This window comes from Methylosinus sp. Sm6, assembly GCF_019802345.1.
GTDB lineage: Bacteria > Pseudomonadota > Alphaproteobacteria > Rhizobiales > Beijerinckiaceae > Methylosinus.
In genome coordinates this window covers 31,004-47,652 of sequence record NZ_JAINDZ010000024.1, presented here as the reverse complement: position 1 = coordinate 47,652, position 16,649 = coordinate 31,004, and the positions used below count along the sequence as shown (strand labels likewise).

General features: G+C 63.1%; 8 protein-coding genes. 4 read left to right on the top strand and 4 right to left on the bottom strand.

The window, feature by feature from the left end:
• Positions 1 to 37 precede the first annotated feature (37 nt).
• The 4 genes from K3F48_RS15845 to K3F48_RS15830 form a co-directional block, all read right to left on the bottom strand.
• Positions 38 to 1,330, bottom strand: a complete 1,293-nt coding sequence (locus K3F48_RS15845) for a dipeptidase (protein ID WP_222576405.1) — start codon at positions 1,328 to 1,330, stop codon at positions 38 to 40.
• Positions 1,331 to 1,432: 102 nt separating this feature from the next.
• The gene (locus tag K3F48_RS15840) at positions 1,433 to 3,889 is read right to left on the bottom strand and encodes a TonB-dependent siderophore receptor (RefSeq protein WP_222576404.1); all 2,457 of its coding nucleotides are present in this window, start codon (positions 3,887 to 3,889) and stop codon (positions 1,433 to 1,435) included.
• 256 nt (positions 3,890 to 4,145) lie between these two features.
• Positions 4,146 to 5,504: an LLM class flavin-dependent oxidoreductase gene (locus tag K3F48_RS15835; RefSeq protein WP_222576403.1), complete on the bottom strand. Its 1,359-nt coding sequence runs from the start codon at positions 5,502 to 5,504 to the stop codon at positions 4,146 to 4,148.
• Between the two features lie 56 nt (positions 5,505 to 5,560).
• Positions 5,561 to 7,993 carry a TonB-dependent siderophore receptor gene (locus K3F48_RS15830; protein WP_222576402.1) on the bottom strand — a complete coding sequence of 811 codons (2,433 nt, stop codon included), beginning with the start codon at positions 7,991 to 7,993 and terminating at the stop codon, positions 5,561 to 5,563.
• A 654-nt stretch (positions 7,994 to 8,647) separates the two neighbouring features.
• Between K3F48_RS15830 and K3F48_RS15825 the strand changes: the two genes are divergently transcribed.
• The 4 genes from K3F48_RS15825 (at position 8,648) to K3F48_RS15810 (ending at position 16,624) form a co-directional block, all read left to right on the top strand.
• Positions 8,648 to 11,113: a TonB-dependent siderophore receptor gene (locus K3F48_RS15825; RefSeq protein ID WP_222576401.1), complete on the top strand. Its 2,466-nt coding sequence runs from the start codon at positions 8,648 to 8,650 to the stop codon at positions 11,111 to 11,113.
• 63 nt (positions 11,114 to 11,176) lie between these two features.
• Entirely contained in the window at positions 11,177 to 14,320 is a 3,144-nt protein-coding gene (locus K3F48_RS15820) for an amidohydrolase family protein (protein ID WP_222576400.1), read from the top strand.
• Between the two features lie 136 nt (positions 14,321 to 14,456).
• The gene (locus K3F48_RS15815) at positions 14,457 to 15,053 is read left to right on the top strand and encodes a cysteine dioxygenase (protein ID WP_222576399.1); all 597 of its coding nucleotides are present in this window, start codon (positions 14,457 to 14,459) and stop codon (positions 15,051 to 15,053) included.
• Positions 15,054 to 15,058: 5 nt separating this feature from the next.
• Complete coding sequence (locus K3F48_RS15810) at positions 15,059 to 16,624, top strand: rhodanese-like domain-containing protein (protein WP_222576398.1); 1,566 nt, start codon at positions 15,059 to 15,061, stop codon at positions 16,622 to 16,624.
• Positions 16,625 to 16,649 lie beyond the last annotated feature (25 nt).

The following is a 16,649-nucleotide window of genomic DNA, read 5'->3' as shown; positions in this document are numbered from 1 at the left end:
CCAGAGCGCCATCCATTTCGATCGAATCGAATAGGGGCTAGTCACGCGATTTTTCCGCGATCTCCTCCACCTTCGCCAGCACGCGCAGCAGATTGCCGCCCCAGAGCTTCGCGATGTCCTGCTCACTGTAGCCGCGCCGCGCCAGCTCGCGCGTCACATTGTAGGTTTCGCTTGCGTCCTTCCAGCCGACGATCCCGCCACCGCCTCCGAAATCCGACGCCAAGCCCACATGGTCGACGCCGATCTTCGCGACGGCGTGGTCGATATGATCGACGAGGCGCTTCACATCGGTGCGCGCCCAGACCTGGTCGAGCGCCAGGAGACGCCGAAAATATTCGGCGGCCTTTTCCGGCGGGAGCTTACCGACCGCGAACGGATCGTCGATCCCATACTCTCGACGTAACGCCTCCTGCGCCTTGTGCTTGGCGACGACGCCGACCCATAGATAGGAGTCGAAGGCGACGATCTGGGCGACGCCGCCTTTTCTCGCCAGCGCTTCCAGAGTCTCGTCGTCGAGATTGCGCGAGATCGGATTGAGCGCGCCGACGTCCGAATGCGAGGCGATGACCGGCGCGCGCGACAATTCGATCGCCTGCAGCGACGTCTCCTTGGACGCATGCGAGATGTCGACAATGATCCCCAGTCGGTTGAGCTCGACGACGGCCTCCCGGCCGAGCGGACTGAGGCCATTGTGCTCGGGCCCGTTGTCGAGCCAGGAGATCGGATTGGCGGAATCGCCGAGATCATTGTGCCCGGCGTGGACGAGTCCGAAATAGCGCGCGCCGAGATCGTGATAGCGCTGCAGGAGGCTCAGATCCTTGCCGATGACGAAGCCGTTCTCCACGCCGATCAAAGCGACCAGCTTTCCGTTCGCGCGAATGCGCGCGACGTCGCCGGCGCGAGTCGCGAGCTCGATCTGTTCAGGGTAGGTCTCGACCATCTTGTGGATCGCCGCGAACTTCGTCTCGGCGCCCGAGCGCGCCTGCTCGTAGGTCTCCGCTGTGCGCTGCGCTTGGCCGACATAGACGATGAAGAAGGCGGCCCCCAGCCCGCCCTCGCGCATCTTCGGCAGGTCGACCTGCATTTTGCTCGGCCTGCCGGGGTCGGCCTGCGGCGACATGAACTCGAAGGGAATGTCGACATGGCTGTCGAGTGTCAACACTCGCTTGTGGATCGAGTCCGCAGCGGCGGTCGCCGGATCGGCGGCGTGATCGCCGCGCGCGGGCGGAGTCACGAAGACGAGCGTCGTGACAGCGGCGGCGAGAACACGGTTCGAGAGACGGCGGCGATGCGACGCGCGAGCGCCGCGGCGCGACGAAATTTCGGACATGCGAGCGACTGCCTTCTGGTTCGGAGCGTGGCGGCGTCTCGCGCGGTCTTCCACTGGAGCGAAGGAATGCTCCGTTCGATCGGAAAGCGCTCGACGTGCGAATTAGAACTTCCAGGACGCGCGAGCGTAATAGTAGCCCCCGTTGATGCCGTAGGGAGAGAAGGTATTGGTCACGTTCGCATTGGTGAAACGCGCATAGAAGGGCGAGGCGTCGGGACGCACGCCGAAGACATTATTGCCGCCGATTGCAGCGTGCAGGCCGAAATCGAAATCATAGCCGATCTCGAGATCGGTGATGAGCTTCGGCGAGTTGATCGCCGTCGTGTAGGGCGCCCCGCCGGTCGCGTAGTTCGGGGTGGTCTGCGTGACCCATCCGTAATGAGTGAAATGAAGCGTGAAGGTCCAAGCGTCGAGCAGATAGGAGCCGCCGAAAATAATCTTCTCATGCGGCACGCTGTCGGTGAGGAAGGATTTCGCCGAGGCGTCCAGAAGCGTCGCGCCGTTGAACGCCGCCGGCGCGTCGGTGGTGCGAAGAATGGTTGTCTCGAAGAAGCTCGCCGCGAAATCGAAGCGGAAGAGGCCGTCGGAACCCGCGTCGATCGAATAATCGACCTTCACATCCACTCCGCGCGTGCGCGTGTCGGCGCCATTGACGAAATAGCTGACGAAACCCGCGAAGCCCGCCGAGACGACATTCCCGCTCGCGGCGATCGCCGCATTGGCCGCGTCGCCGGTCAGCGTGCCGGTCGACACGATGCGATCGCGAAGGTCGATCTGATAGGCGTCGATCGAAGCATGGAGATTCTGCAAGGGCTCCAGCACGAGGCCGATCGTGACATTGGTCGACTTCTCCGGCTTCAGCGGCTGCGCGCCGGCGAGCGCCGCCGCCGCCGAATTCGGAGCGAGAACAATATTCGCCGACACGGGCGTGACCAATGATTTGGTGTAGAATTCCTCGGCGAGTGTCGGCGCGCGAAAGCCCGTGCTGACCGTGCCTCTCACCGCGATCTGCGGCGTCACGTCATAGCGCGTCGAAAGCTTGCCGTTCACCGTGTCGCCGAAGTCGCTGTAGGTTTCGTAGCGGCCCGCGACTTCGACCTTCCATTGCGGCAAGGGCTTGTTGCTGACATCGACATAGCCGGCGAAGGAATCGCGGCCATGCGCGCCGGCGTCGGTGGGACGAATTCCGACCAGGGCCGCCGGACCAGCGAGATAATAGGACCAGGCGTCGCCTGAAATGATGCGATAGGTGTCGCGCCTGTTTTCCGCGCCGAATGCAATGTTGAAGGGCGACGACCAGAAAGGCAGGGAAACGGGCTTGGTGAAATCGAGATTGATCGTGCGTTGCGAGTTGGAATATTGGCCGATGTAGAATTGACGCGGCGTCCAGCCCTGAGCGTTGAACAGCGAGGCGTTGGCCGAGTCGTTGAGGCCGACGTCGACCTCGTCGGCGCCATAGGTGAAGGCGATATCCCAGCGGCCGTCCTCGAGGAAGGAGCCTTTCAGGCCGCCGGTGACCGACCAGTCGGTCTCGTGAATCGTCTCGGCCGGGAGAAATCCGCTCGTCGAGAGCATCAGCGGGAGGGCGCCGTTGAGCGTCGGCGTGCGGAAGCCCTGGAAGGATTCGCCTCGGCGTCGCGCGCCCGTGCCGAACAGATAGGCTTCGACGCCATTGTCGAATTTATAGCCGGCGTTCAGACCGCCGGCGCCACGCAGATAAGCGGCGTCGCCGTAGAAGAGCCCGACCGTGTCGGGATTGAGCCAGGGAAAGGACGTGCCTGGTCCGACGCGGGGCGAGGCGCTGTAGAAGGCTCTGTCCGGTCCGGCCTGATTGGAATGCAGATGCGACGCGAGATCGGCGGAAAGATGCAGAAACCCGCTTTCGCCGAGAGCAAATCCCTTGTCGACGCGTCCCGTTCGCGTGAGGCCGTTGCCATGGGTGTTGGCGTTGTAGCTCGGGCCGTAGGAGCCGATGAGCGCGCTGATTTCACCCGAGTCGGGCGAGTCCTTCAAAATGATGTTGATGACGCCGGCAATCGCGTCCGAGCCATATTGCGCCGCCGCTCCATCTTCCAGGATCTCGACATGGTCGATCGCCGAAAGGGGTATCTGCTCGAGATCGACGCCGTTCACGCCATTATTGTTGAACTCGCCCATATTGGCCGTGCCGTGCCGGCGCTTGCCGTTGACGAGCACGAGCACATGATTGGCGGTGAGGCCGCGCAGGCTCGGCGTGCGGACCAGATTGTCGAGATCGCCGCCGAAGCCGCTGAAGGCGTATGACGGATCGAGCTTTTGCAGCGCGTCGAACAGATTGCTCGCGCCCGTCTGCGCCAGGCGATTGGAGCCGAGCACGGTGACCGGCGTGGTGCTCTCGCGCGCTTTCACATTATAGTCCCGCGTCCCGGTGACGATGATGTCGTCGACGGAAAGCGCGGTCGCCTTCCGGTCCTCCGCAAGAGCGGATTGCGTGGCGACTGACAGAACGAGCGCGGCGAGGCTCGCTTCCGTCGGGCCTCTACGAGAAAAGAAAATTCTCTCGCGCGGAAGAACAGTCATTTGGACCTCCTCAAGATCATCATTCGGCGGGGGGATTTCGCGAAGCGCAAACGCGCCGGACGTCCTTGCGTATCGCCATCCGAGATGGCAGCTCTATCGGTAGCGTCTTCGCTCCTTCAAAGGAGAAATTCTCAAGGAGATCGACAAGTCACGACGATTACGGCGTGTCCAATTTCGTCGATCGACACGAGCGCGCGTCCGGCGAACCTACCTTTGCGCTATCGAGGAGAAGCCATGTCGGGGACATGCCTTGCTCTCACGTTTCCGTCGAGGCGGGGCGTGCGGGAGGAACGAGGCTGCCTTTGTCGAATCCGAGGTGTCCTCTGAGAGTGGAGCTCTCGTACTCCGCACGAAACAATTTACGGCGCTGCAGCTCCGGGACCACGAGGTCGACGAATTCCTCGTAGCCTCCCGGCGTATGGCTCGCGGAGACGATGAAGCCGTCGGCTTCCTCGTTCTTGAAGCTGGCTTCGATTTCATCTGCGATCTGAGTAGGGGTGCCGACAAAATGCGGCAGCAGCACGCCTTGCGCGAAAAGCTTCCCGATATCGCGTAACGTCAAATTATTCGCATCGGTGAGACGCTTTGCTAACGCGAGCATCCCCTGGGTGCCGTTGGAATCGATGTCGGCGAGCGGGGCATTGGGGTCGTATTGTGACAAGTCGTGGTCGAGGTGGCTCGACAAGGTGACGATGCCGGCGATCGGGTCCGCCAGCTCATTGTTGAATTGCTGCTTTTCGCGTGCGATGGCTTCGGTTTCGCCGACGAACGGTATGAATGCGGGGAAAATCTTCACGTCGTTCGGCTTGCGGCCGAACTTCGTCAATCGCGACTTTACGTCTGCGTAATAGGCCTTACGACCTTCTGGCGTCGGGTCGATCTCGAAAACGATTTCTGCCCAGCGCGCCGCGAAATCTCGACCTCGATTCGATGATCCCGCCTGCATGATAGCCGGGCGCCCCTCTGGCGAGCGCGGAACTGTCAAGGGACCCCGAACCTTGAACCATTTTCCCTCATGATCGGCATAATGCACCTTGTCGGGATCGGCGAAGAGCCCGGATGCCTTATCCTGTATGAGAGCTCCTTCATCCCAGGAGCCCCAAAGCTTGAATGTCGCCTCGAGGAATTCTTCCGCCCTGTCATAACGCAAGTCATGATCGATGTGTGCGTCCATGCCGAAATTGCGCGCCTCGGACTGACAGCCAGACGTCACGACATTCCAGGCGATGCGGCCACGCGAAAGATGATCGAGCGTCGCGAAGCCTCGAGCGATGTCGAATGGCTGATAATAGGATGTGGAACGCGTGAGGCCGATCCCGAGGCGCTTGGTCGCGGCCGCGACGAGGGGAACGATGTACGCCGGATCGAGCGAGGCCGCCCCCTGCACTCCGCGCTGAACCGTGTCCCTGACTCCGGCGCCATAACGATCGGGAATCAACAAGCCATCCGCGAAGAAGACAAAATCGAATTTGCCCTTTTCCGCGATCCTCGCCAAGTTCTCGTAATATTCCGGCGTCAGGAAGCTCGGATCGTTGCGTGGATGTCGCCATGACGCGTGACTATGCGTCATATGCGACGCCAAGAGAAACGCCGCGAGATGAAGCTGCTCGGCCATCGGATAAAGCTCCTTGCTCGGAAGTTCGCCTGAAGTCTGTCGGCGCTCGCCAGCGATCAAAATTTCCAGGATGCGCGCGCGTAGTAGTAGCCCCCGTTGATGCCATAGGGAGACATGTTGTTGGTCGTGTTCGCGTTGTTGAAGCGCACATAGAAGGGCGAGACGTCGGGACGCACGCCGAACACATTGTTGCCGCCGATCGCCGCATGCAGGCCGAAGTCGAAATCATAGCCGATCTCGAGATCGGTGATGAGCTTCGGCGAGTTGATGGAGGTGGAGTAGGGCGCACCGCCTGTGGCGTAGTTCGGAGTGACCTGCGTGACCCAGCCATAGTGAGTGAAATGGAGCGTGAAGGTCCACGCGTCGCGCAGATATGAGCCGCCGAAAATGATCTTCTCATGCGGCACGGTGTCCGTGAGAAAGGATCTCGCCTTCGCATCGAGCAACGGAGCGCCGTTGAACGTCGCCGGCGCATTGGCGACGCGGAGAATGGTCGCGTCGAAGAAGCTCGCGGCGAAATCGAAGCGGAACGAGCCATCCGATCCCACGTCGATCGAATAGTCTGCCTTCAGATCGACTCCGCGCGTGCGCGTGTCTGCGCCATTGACGAAATAATTGACAAAGCCAGGATAGCCGAGAGTATTGCCGCTCGCCGCGATGGCCGCATCGGCCGCGGAGCCGCTCAAACTTCCGGTCGTTACGATGCGGTCACGCAAGTCGATCTGATAAGCGTCGATCGAGGCGTGGAGATTCTGCAATGGCGCCAGCACGAGGCCGACGGTGACATTGGTCGACTTCTCGGGCTTCAGCGGTTGCGCGCCGGCGAGCGCCGCCGCCGCCGAATTGGGAGGCAGAACGACGTTCGCCGACAGGGGCGGAGTTAATTGTGTCTTGGAGTAATATTCCTCGGAGAGCGTGGGCGCGCGAAAACCCGTGCTGACCGTTCCTCTCGCGGCGATCTGAGGAGTAATGTCATAGCGCGTCGAGAGCTTGCCGTTCACCGTGTCGCCGAAGTCGCTGTAGGTTTCGTAACGACCGGCGATGTCCAGCTTCCATTGCGGCAGCGGCTTGTTGCTCACGTCGACATAGGCCGCGAAGGAATTTCGGCTGTGGTCGCTAGCGTCGGTCGGACGAATTCCGGGTAGGACGGCCGCGCCGGCCCCATAGTAGGACCAGACGTCGCCCGAAAGGATGCGATAGGTGTCGCGCCTGTTTTCTGCGCCGAAGGCGATATTGAAAGCCGAGGACCAGAAGGACAGAGAGACGGGCTTGATGAAGTCGAGGTTGATCGTGCGTTGCGAGTTGGAATATTGGCCGATGTGGAATTGACGTGGCGTCCAGCCTCGATCGTCGAACAACGAGGCGTTGGCCGTGTCGTTGGCGCCCACGTCGACGATGTCGGCGCCATAGGTGAGGCTGAGATCCCAGTGGCCGTCCGCGAGGAAGGAGCCTTTCAGGCCGCCGGTGACCGACCAATCGGTCTCGTGAATCGTTTGGGCTGATTGAAATCCGCTCGCCGAGAGAATCTGGGGAAGGGCGCCGTCGAGGGTCGGTGTGCCGTAGCTCTGGAAGGATTCGGCTCGCCGTCTTCCGACGGTGCCGAACAGATAGGCTTCGGCGCCATTGTCGAATTTGTAGCCGGCGTTCACACCGGCTGCGCCGCGTATGTAAGCGGCGTCGCTGAAGAAGGTGCCGACTGTGTCGGGATTGAGCCAGGGAAAGGGTGTGCCCGGACCGACGCGGGGCGAGGCGCTGTAGAAGGCCGTGTCTCGCCCGCTCTGATTGGAATGCAGATGCGAGGTGATATCCGTGGAAAGATGCAGGAAGCCGTTGTCGCCGAGAGCGAAGCCCTTGTCGACTTGGCCGGTTCGTGTGAGGCCGTTTCCGTGGGTGTTGGCGTTGTAGCTCGGGCCGTAGGAGCCGATGAGCGCGCTGATTTCACCTGAGTCTGGCGAGTTCTTCAAGATAATGTTGATGACACCGGCAATGGCGTCCGAGCCATATTGGGCCGCAGCTCCGTCTTCGAGAATCTCGATATGGTCGATTGCCGACACCGGTATCTGCTCCAAGTCGACGCCACTCGACCCGATGTTGGAGAATTCGCCCATGTTGGCGGTGCCATGCCGCCGCTTGCCGTTTACGAGGACGAGGACGTGATTGGCGGTGAGCCCGCGCAAGCGCGGCTTGCGCACGAGATTGTCCAGATCGGTGCCGAAGCCGCTGAAAGAGAAGGATGGATCGAGCTTTTGCAGAGCGTCGAACAGATTGTTCGCGCCGGTCTGCGCCAGGCGATTGGAGCCGAGCACAGTGACCGGCGCTGTGCTCTCGCGCGCTTTCACATTATAGTCCCGCGTCCCGGTGACGATGATGTCGTCGACGGAAAGCGGGGTCACCGGATTCGACCTGATGTCCTCCGCGCGAGCGGATTGCGCGGCCAGCGCCAGGACGAGCGCAGCGAGGCTCGCCTCGATCGAGCGTCCAGGGGACATGAGCAAATTCTTGCGCTGACCGACGGCCATTCGACTCCCCCCATCGAAATCGGCATTCCGCGACGATTTCGCAGATGCGCATAAAGGCGCAGAAATTACGTATCGCCTCCCGGAGCCTTTGCTCTATCAGTAGTCTCGCGATATCGACAAAGGAGAAAATTTAAAGGCGCACATGAGAATCATAGATTTGTCACGCATTCACCTCGAGCTTCGGACGGAGGCGGAACAAATTCATGAGCATCAGCTCGTGCGGAGATGAAACATGCCGAGCGCGACGTTGCACGAAGCAAAACGTTATTGCGTCGTCGAGAGACGAGGCTGGTCGGCTTCTGCATTGCAATTCAGGGTAATCTGGATTGGCGAGCGCCGCCGCTTTTCCGTGACAGACGACCGCCCATCGGCCGAGGCCCCATTCTCGAGGGGGCTGGTGCAAAGGGCCGATGCTCGCGTCGAAGGGCTGTCCAAATAGCGGCGGTCACACCTGCCGAGGCGATCCGAGCAGAACCCCTCATGCTTGTCTTTAGAATTTCTCCTTTGTGGACATCGATATGCTGCTGCTAGCCTCTCGGTCGAGCTAACGCTGTACGAGCGTGTCGGCGGCGTTGCGCGCATCTGCGATGTCCTCGCCGAGTGACGAGTGCGATGAGGGACGAAATGGTCGCTGTTCAGAGCAGGAAGTTTTCTGTTTTCCACGGGCGCCCGGCCGAAGCGAGCCTCGTCGCGCTCGCTCTGGCGCTGGCTTCGCATTCCGCTCATGCCGAAGACGCTGCGCAGAAGCCGGTGACGCCGCTCGCCGTCGACGACATCATCGTCACTGGAACGCGTGACTATCAAGTGAAGGCGCGCGAGAGCGCTGCGCCGGTCACCGTCCTCAACGCCAGCCGGCTCGAGCAGACGGGTCAGAGCAATCTGGCGGGCGCACTGCAAAAGCTCGCGCCGTCATTTTCCTTCACTGGATTCGACGGCGTTCTCGACAATCTCGTGCGTCAAGTCCGTCTGCGCGGACTGACGTCGAATCATGTGCTCGTGCTCGTCAACGGCAAGCGCCGCCACACGACGGCGAATATCGGATCACTCGTCAACAGTGGCGCGAGCGGAGTCGATCTCGAGCAAATTCCCGTCTCCGCAATCGATCATATCGAAATCCTGGAAGACGGCGCCGCTGCGCAATATGGCTCGGACGCCATCGCCGGCGTCATCAACATCATCCTGAAGAACTCGTCCGATTCGGGCCAGGCGAGCGTTCTCGTCGGCTCGTACGGGCCGAGCGACAACACCAGCACCCATGGCAATGGCCTGACCCGAACGGGGCAGATCGACAAGGGCTTCTCCCTGGGCGACGAGGGCTTTTTGCACCTCAGCGCGGATCTCGTCTCGCATTTGCATTCCAATCAGAGCGGATCGGACACGAACTTATACAGCTATACGCCGCGCTTCGGGCCGGGCACGGCCTATCCCTGGATCGATCCGAAAACGGTCGGCGTCATCGCCGGCGACGCCGCCTATATTCGTGGCGCCGCCGGATTGAACGGCGGATACAAATTCGACAATGGCGTCGAAGCCTATGTCTTCGGCACCGGTGGCGGGCGCAGAGGCGAGTCGCTTCAGAATTTTCGAGCGCCAGTCGTGAGCGGCGTGAATTTGTCGTCCATCTATCCCTCCGGCTTTGCCCCAGCGACGACGATTCATGAAAATGATTGGTCGGTGACGGGCGGCCTCAAGGGAGCCTTCCTCGAAAACGGCCGTTGGGATCTCAGCTTCACTTATGGAGCCAACGTCATCGACGTCGGCGCCAACACCACGGCCAATCCCGAGCTGTTCCGCGACCAGGGCTGGACGCCCACGACATTCTATATCGGGCAATATTCCAATTCGCAGCGCACGATCAATCTCGACTTCGTCAAGCCGGTGTCGTTGTCATTTCTGTCCGCGCCGATCAATGTCGCCATCGGAGCCGAGAACCGGCGTGACTCCTATCGAATCGTCCAAGGCGACTACTGGTCCTACTACAACAGCGGAGCCGCGGCCGGGGCCGGGATCCGTCCGACCGACGCGAGCGAGCACGGCCGCGATTCCTTCGCCGGCTATATCGACGTCGCCACCAAGCCGCTGCCGCAATGGAAAGTCGACATCGCCGGCCGCTACGAGACCTATAGCGACTTCGGCGACACCGTGAACGGAAAGCTCTCCACGCGCTATGATATCTCTCCCCAGATCGCGGTTCGCGGAACGGTCAGCACCGGCTTCCGCGCGCCGACGCTGGCCGAGGAATTCTACTCTCAGTCGAAAGTCTCGCCGTTCTCGGCGATCATTCAGCTCGCCCCCAATTCGGCGGCCGCGGCGCTTGCCGGCGCGCAAGCGCTGAAGCCGGAGAAATCGACCAATGTGACGGTCGGCCTCGTGCTGGAGCCGCTGCCGAACCTGCGCGCTTCGGTCGACGCCTATCAGATCGATCTTCGCGACCGCATCGTCTCGACCGGCACAGTGAACGGCTCGGCGGCGGACGCCGCGATCGCGGCGAGCGGCAATATTCCTCCGCCGGGCTCCGCCGGCTATGTGAGCTTCTATGTGAACGGCGCCGACACGCGCACGCGCGGCGTCGATATCAAGGCCGACTACTCGATCGACGCCGGCGAAGATGGCATATTTCGCTTCAACGCGGCGGCGTCCTTCTTCGAGACGGCGATCCTGCGCGTCGCCGCTTCGCCGGCGGCATTCCACGGCGCGCCCTTGCTCGACGCGCAGGCGCGTTCCTATCTCACCTCCAACGTGCCGCACGAGAAGATCATCGTCGGCGGAACCTATCTTCGAGACAATTGGACATTCGCTCTGAACTTCACCCATTACGGTTGGGTGTCCTCGACCACGGCCTATTTTCTCACTGGCGCCGCGCCCTACACCGTCGCCGTCACCTCGCCGAAGATCATCACCGATCTCGAGATCGGTTATGATTTCGACTTCGGCGTCCATGCCGCGATCGGCGGCAATAATGTGTTCGGCGTGCGGCCCGACGCCACGCCGCTGTATGCGCAGTATTATCACGCGAATACCTATAATTTCTTCTCACCCTACGGCTTCAACGGCGGCTACTACTACGCCCGCGCGTCCTGGAAGTTTTAAAAAAAGCGCCGAGCTCTGGGGCGTGATCCGCAGTCGCATCGCGAGAATTTCACGGAGAACGCAATGATCGACCAGTTGCGCCGAGGCGTCGATCGCCGGACATTGCTGCTGGGAGGCGGCGCGGCTCTCGCCAGCGCGGGCGCGCCCACGCTCGGCGCGCCCCCAGCTTTCGAGCGAGCCGATCCGCCGTCGCAGGAGATCACTCTCGCCGAGGGCACCAATATCGCGGTCGCCGCCGCGCCGGACGGACAGCGCATCGCCTTCGATCTGCTGGGTGTTCTCTGGATCGTCGACGCCGAGGGCGGCGTCGCGCGCCGACTGACCGACGATTTCGCCGATATCGCGCAGCCCGACTGGTCTCCCGACGGCGAGACGCTCTGCTTCCAATCCTATCGCACGGGCAATTTTCATATCTGGACGATCCGCGCCGACGGATCCGGCTCGAAGCAGCTGACCAGCGGCCCCTATGATCATCGCGAGCCACGCTTTTCTCCCGACGGGCGACGCATCGCCTTTTCGTCGGACCGCAGCGAGGGCCGTTACGCTATTCATATCCTCGATCTCGCGAGCGGCGAGATCCGCCTCTTTTCGCGCGGCGACACGCAGGATTCGGAGCCGGCCTGGTCACCGGACGGCAGGCGCATCGCCTATGTCGCGGGCGGCGCGAAGCTGATCGTCGCCGATTTCGACGGCGTCGCCGAGACGCGCCTCGCCATTCCTCGCTCCACGGATCTGCTGCGCCCGTCCGGCCTCTTCGCGCCGAGCTTCGGGCCCGACGGCGGCTTGCTTCACGTCATGCTGGCGGATGGAGAGACGCGGCTGATGAATGACAGCGCCGTCGTCGTGACCGGAGAGGATGTGTTTCCATTCCGGGCGAACATTCTGCCTGGCGGCGACCTCCTCTACGCCTCGAACGGGAAGATCAGGCGGGCGCCGATGGCGGGCGGATCCGCGAGGGTGATTCCCTTCGCGGTGTCGGTCACGGCCACGTCGCCGAGCTATGACAAGCGGCGTCGCGATTTCGATTCGACCGCTCCCCGCCCGGTCGTCGGCATCGGCAGCCCGGTCCTTTCGCCGGACGGCAAGCGCATCGCCTTTCGCGCGTTGAACGACATCTATGTGCTGGAGATCGGCGGCGACGCGACGCCTGTGATCCGCGACGGCTTTCACAAATGTGATCCCTCTTGGTCCCCGGACGGCAAATGGCTCGCCTATTCGTCCGATCGGGCGGGCGTGCTCGACATCTGGCTGCGCGATCTCGCCACGGGAGAAGACCGGCAATTGACGCGCCGCTCCGACGCCTCCTTCGCGGCCAGCTGGTCGCCGGACGGCGCCTCGCTCGTCTTTCTCGATCAGAACGGCGCCGTGCATACGGTCGAGGTCGCGACCGGCGAGACGCGCATGGCTCATGGCCCGCTGTGGGAGCCTGGTCGTCCGAGCTTCGGTCCCTATGGACGCTATATCGCGCTTGCCGCCTTCAAGCCCTATTCGGCGCGCTATCGCGAGGGGCTGAACGAAATTCTCACGATCGAGCGCGCGACCGGCAAGGCGATCTATGCGCCGATCGCGCCTCATCGCTCCATCGCCACGCGCGGCGACGATGGTCCGGCATGGGCGCCCGACGGGCGTCATCTCGCTTACGTGTTCGCCAGCACGCTCTGGATCGCGCCAGTCGATGAGCAGGGCCGCTTTGTCGGGGAGCCGCGCCGGCTCTCCGACGAGGTCGCCGACGCGCCGAGCTGGAGCGGCGATTCGCGCACGCTCCTCTATCTCTCGAACGGAAAATTGCGCCTCGTTGACATCGATGGCGGTCCGCCGCGCGCGGTCGATCTGCCATTGACCTGGGCGAGGGCGGCGCCGGCCGCGCGCACGCTCGTTCGCGTCGGGCGGCTCTGGGACGGGAAGGGCCGTGACTATCGCGAGCGCGTCGATGTTCTCGTCGAAGGCAATCGTGTCGCGAGCCTCTCGCCATCTACCGCAGCGCCGCCCGAAGAGGGTGATCTACGCTTCCTCGACGCTTCGAGTTGCGCCGCCATTCCCGGCCTTGTCGACATGCATCTGCATCGTCAGTCGCAGCGCTTCGGCGATCGCTTCGGGCGCTTGCTGCTCGCCTATGGCGTGACGGCGACGCGCTCGCCCGGCGGGCCGTCGTATCATATGGTCGAGGACCGAGAAGCGATCGAAGCGGGAGCACGACTCGGCCCGCGTCTCTTCGGGACTGGCGAGCCGCTCGACGGCTCGCGCATCTTCTATAATTTCATGCGCCCGGTGACGGAGGAGGGCCAGCTCGCTCGCGAGCTGGCGCGGGCGCGGGCGCTCTCCTATGACATGATCAAGACCTATGTGCGCCTGCCGCACGCTGCGCAGGCCGAGATCGCGCGCATCGCGCAAGGTTGGGGACGGCACGTCACCTCGCATTATCATTATCCGGCGCTCGCGCTCGGCGTCGATGGCGTCGAGCATTTGGGCGCGACGAGCCGATTCGGCTACTCGCGCACGATCAGCGCGCTCGGCGCGGGCTATGCGGATGTAACTCGCCTGTTCGGCGCGGCGCGGGCGGCGCGCACGCCGACCCTGTTCCATGCCTGGGCCTTGCTCGGCGAATCTCCGTCGATCGTCGACGACGAGCGCGTGCGCGCATTCTATCCCGCATGGGAGCAGGCGCGGCTGAACGCGCTGGTGAAGCGCCTCGGCGAGGACCCGACGGCGCGCGCCGTTCTGCTTTCCTTCCTCGAGCGCAGCGTGCGGCAAATTCGCGACACGCTCGACGCCGGCGGCCGCATCGTCACGGGCACCGATGCGCCGCTCGACTTTTCTGGGCTGAGCCTGCATCTCAATCTCCGCGCGATGGTGCGATTCGGCGTCGCGCCATGGGAGGCGCTGTCCACGGCGACGCGCTTTTCGGGCGAGTTCCTCGAAGAACCGATCGGCGTGATCGAGCAAGGCGCGCTCGCTGATTTTCTGGTCGTCGACGGCGACCCGTTGAGACGCATAGAAGATGCGGCGGCGATCGACGCCATTGTCGCGAATGGCGTCATACATACGCCGGCCGCATTGCGCGCGCCTTTCTCCGGGACCAACGCGCGCAAGCGAATGAGCTGCGTCGCGGTCGACACGGCCGCCCAGGAATCCGACTATTGGTGGCACAGCGCGCAATTCGTCGCCGAGAGCCGCGCCGCCTGTTGCTGCGCCGGGCATTTCGCGTGAGCGCGGCTCGACGCCGGCCCGAGACATCCGTTTCGGAATCTGCGACGCCGCTCATGGGCGCCTTTCGAAGAACTCGCTTGTCGGGCCAAACCCATTCCGCAATGAAGATGGAAATCGAAGCTTTGGGAGCGCGAGAATGACATCGATCCGAAGGTTGCGCGACTTCGTCGTCGAGACGACGCAAATCATCGATCGCGGCTGGGATGAAGCCGCGACGCTCGCCGACATTCTCCCCCGATTGGACGAGCTCGTCACCCATGACGACTGGCTGCCGGACGAATATGCCGCCGCGGATCCCCAATTCTACCGGCAATATCTTCTGCACGCCGATCCTCTCGAGCGGCTGTCGATTGTGAGCTTCGTCTGGGGCCCCGGGCAGAAGACGCCGGTGCATGATCATCGCGTCTGGGGACTCGTCGGTCTGCTGCGCGGCGCGGAACGCTCTATCGACTATCGTCGCGCGCCGGACGGAAAGCTGACGGCTGATGCTCCGAGGCTGCTGGAGCAGGGCTCCGTCGTCGCAGTTTCGCCGCGCATCGGCGACATTCACGAAATCGCCAACGCCCGGCCGAATGGCGTCTCGATCAGCATACACGTCTATGGCGGGAATATCGGCGCCGTGCGGCGGGCTACCTTCGATCCGGCGACGGGCGTCGAGAAAGCGTTCGTATCCGGCTATTCGAACGGCGCAACGCCAAATCTGTGGGATCGCTCGTGCGAGCTCGGGAGCTGAGTCGAATGGCAGGATCGATTTCCGCCCACGCATTGCGGCAAATCTGGCGGGAGGGCGGCGAGGTCGCGCTCTTCGACGCGCGCGAGGAAGCGCCCTATTCGCGGGCGCACCCTTTCTTCGCCATATCCCTCCCCATCTCCGAGATCGACTCCCGAGTCATGGAGCTCGCGCCTCGACTCTCCGCGACGCTCGTCGTCTACGACGATGGCGAAGGCTTCGCCGAACGAGCGGCGCGCCGTCTCGAGGAGCTCGGCTACGCCGATGTCCGCCTCCTCCGCGGAGGGCTGTCCGCCTATGGCGAGGTCGGCGAATTGTTCCGCGACGTCAATGTTCCATCGAAAGCCTTCGGCGAATTGGTCGAAGCCATACGCCACACGCCCTCGCTTCCGGCGCAGGCGGCGGCGAAGCTCATTGCGGAGGAGCCGAATCTCGTCGTGGTCGACGCCCGCCGCTTCGAGGAGTATCGCGCGATGAGCATCCCCAAGGGCGTCAGCACGCCCGGCGGCGAATTGGCGCTGCGCATCTTCGATATCGCGCCTTCGCCGGACACGTTCATACTGGTCAATTGCGCGGGCCGGACGCGTTCCATCATCGGCGCTCAGACGCTCGTCGACACGGGCATTCCCAATCGTGTCGCCGCGCTGAGGAACGGAACCATCGGCTGGACGCTCGAGGGCCTCACGCTCGATGTCGGCCAGACGCGCCGCTCTCCGCCGACGAGCGCCAGCGGCCGAGCGCAGGCGATCGCCGCGGCGCGCGCGCGGGCGAAGCAGGTCGGGGTGGAGACGATCGATGCGGCCCGCTTCAAAGCCCTTCTCGAGCAGCGCGCCGAGCGCACCCTCTATCTGCTCGACGTTCGCACGCCCGAGGAGTTCGCGGCCGGCCATGTCGCCGGATTTCGCTCCGCTCCGGGCGGCCAGCTCGTTCAGGCGACCGACGAATGGGTCGCCGTGCGCGGGGCGCGCATCGTGCTCTACGACGACGCCGAAGCGCGCGCGCTGACGACGGCGGCCTGGCTCGTTCAGCTCGGCTGGGAGACTTATGTGCTGTCGCCGGACGCAGGCGTCGCAACTGAGAGCGGCTCGCCGACGCGTCGACGCCCGCCTTTGCCGGCGCTCGCCGAGAACGTCATTTTCGCGGCGGAGGTCGCCGCGCGGCGCGAGGATTTCATCCTCGTCGACATCGGTCGCTCGGTGGATTATCGGGCCGCGCATATTCCGGGCGCCCTTTGGGCTGCGGCGGCTCATCTCGAGCGCGACCTCGCGACGCTCCCGAGCGATCGAACAATCGTGCTGACCTCGACCGACGGCGAAATCGCTCTCGACAATTTTTCGCGCGCGAGAGCGAGCTGGCCGGGCGACGTTCGTGCGCTAGCGGGCGGGAACGCCGCCTTCGGCGCGCTCACGACGGAGGACGAGCGCTGGATCAGCGCGCCCGACGACGTCTATAAGAGACCCTATGAGGGAACGGACAATGCAAGCGAGGCGATGCGAGCCTATATCGACTGGGAGCTTCAGCTCGTCGCGCAGCTCGCCAATGACGGCGTCGCCAACTTTCACGTCGTGAGATAGGAGGCCGACGATCGTCGCGGCGCGA

Excerpts from the sequence above, each read along its gene's own strand:
- K3F48_RS15810 (WP_222576398.1), top strand. The coding sequence starts at position 15,059 with ATGGCAGGATCGATTTCCGCCCACGCATTGCGGCAAATCTGGCGGGAG.
- K3F48_RS15835 (WP_222576403.1), bottom strand. The coding sequence starts at position 5,504 with ATGGCCGAGCAGCTTCATCTCGCGGCGTTTCTCTTGGCGTCGCATATG.
- K3F48_RS15815 (WP_222576399.1), top strand. The coding sequence starts at position 14,457 with ATGACATCGATCCGAAGGTTGCGCGACTTCGTCGTCGAGACGACGCAA.
- K3F48_RS15840 (WP_222576404.1), bottom strand. The coding sequence starts at position 3,889 with ATGACTGTTCTTCCGCGCGAGAGAATTTTCTTTTCTCGTAGAGGCCCG.
- K3F48_RS15845 (WP_222576405.1), bottom strand. The coding sequence starts at position 1,330 with ATGTCCGAAATTTCGTCGCGCCGCGGCGCTCGCGCGTCGCATCGCCGC.
- K3F48_RS15825 (WP_222576401.1), top strand. The coding sequence starts at position 8,648 with ATGGTCGCTGTTCAGAGCAGGAAGTTTTCTGTTTTCCACGGGCGCCCG.
- K3F48_RS15820 (WP_222576400.1), top strand. The coding sequence starts at position 11,177 with ATGATCGACCAGTTGCGCCGAGGCGTCGATCGCCGGACATTGCTGCTG.
- K3F48_RS15830 (WP_222576402.1), bottom strand. The coding sequence starts at position 7,993 with ATGTCCCCTGGACGCTCGATCGAGGCGAGCCTCGCTGCGCTCGTCCTG.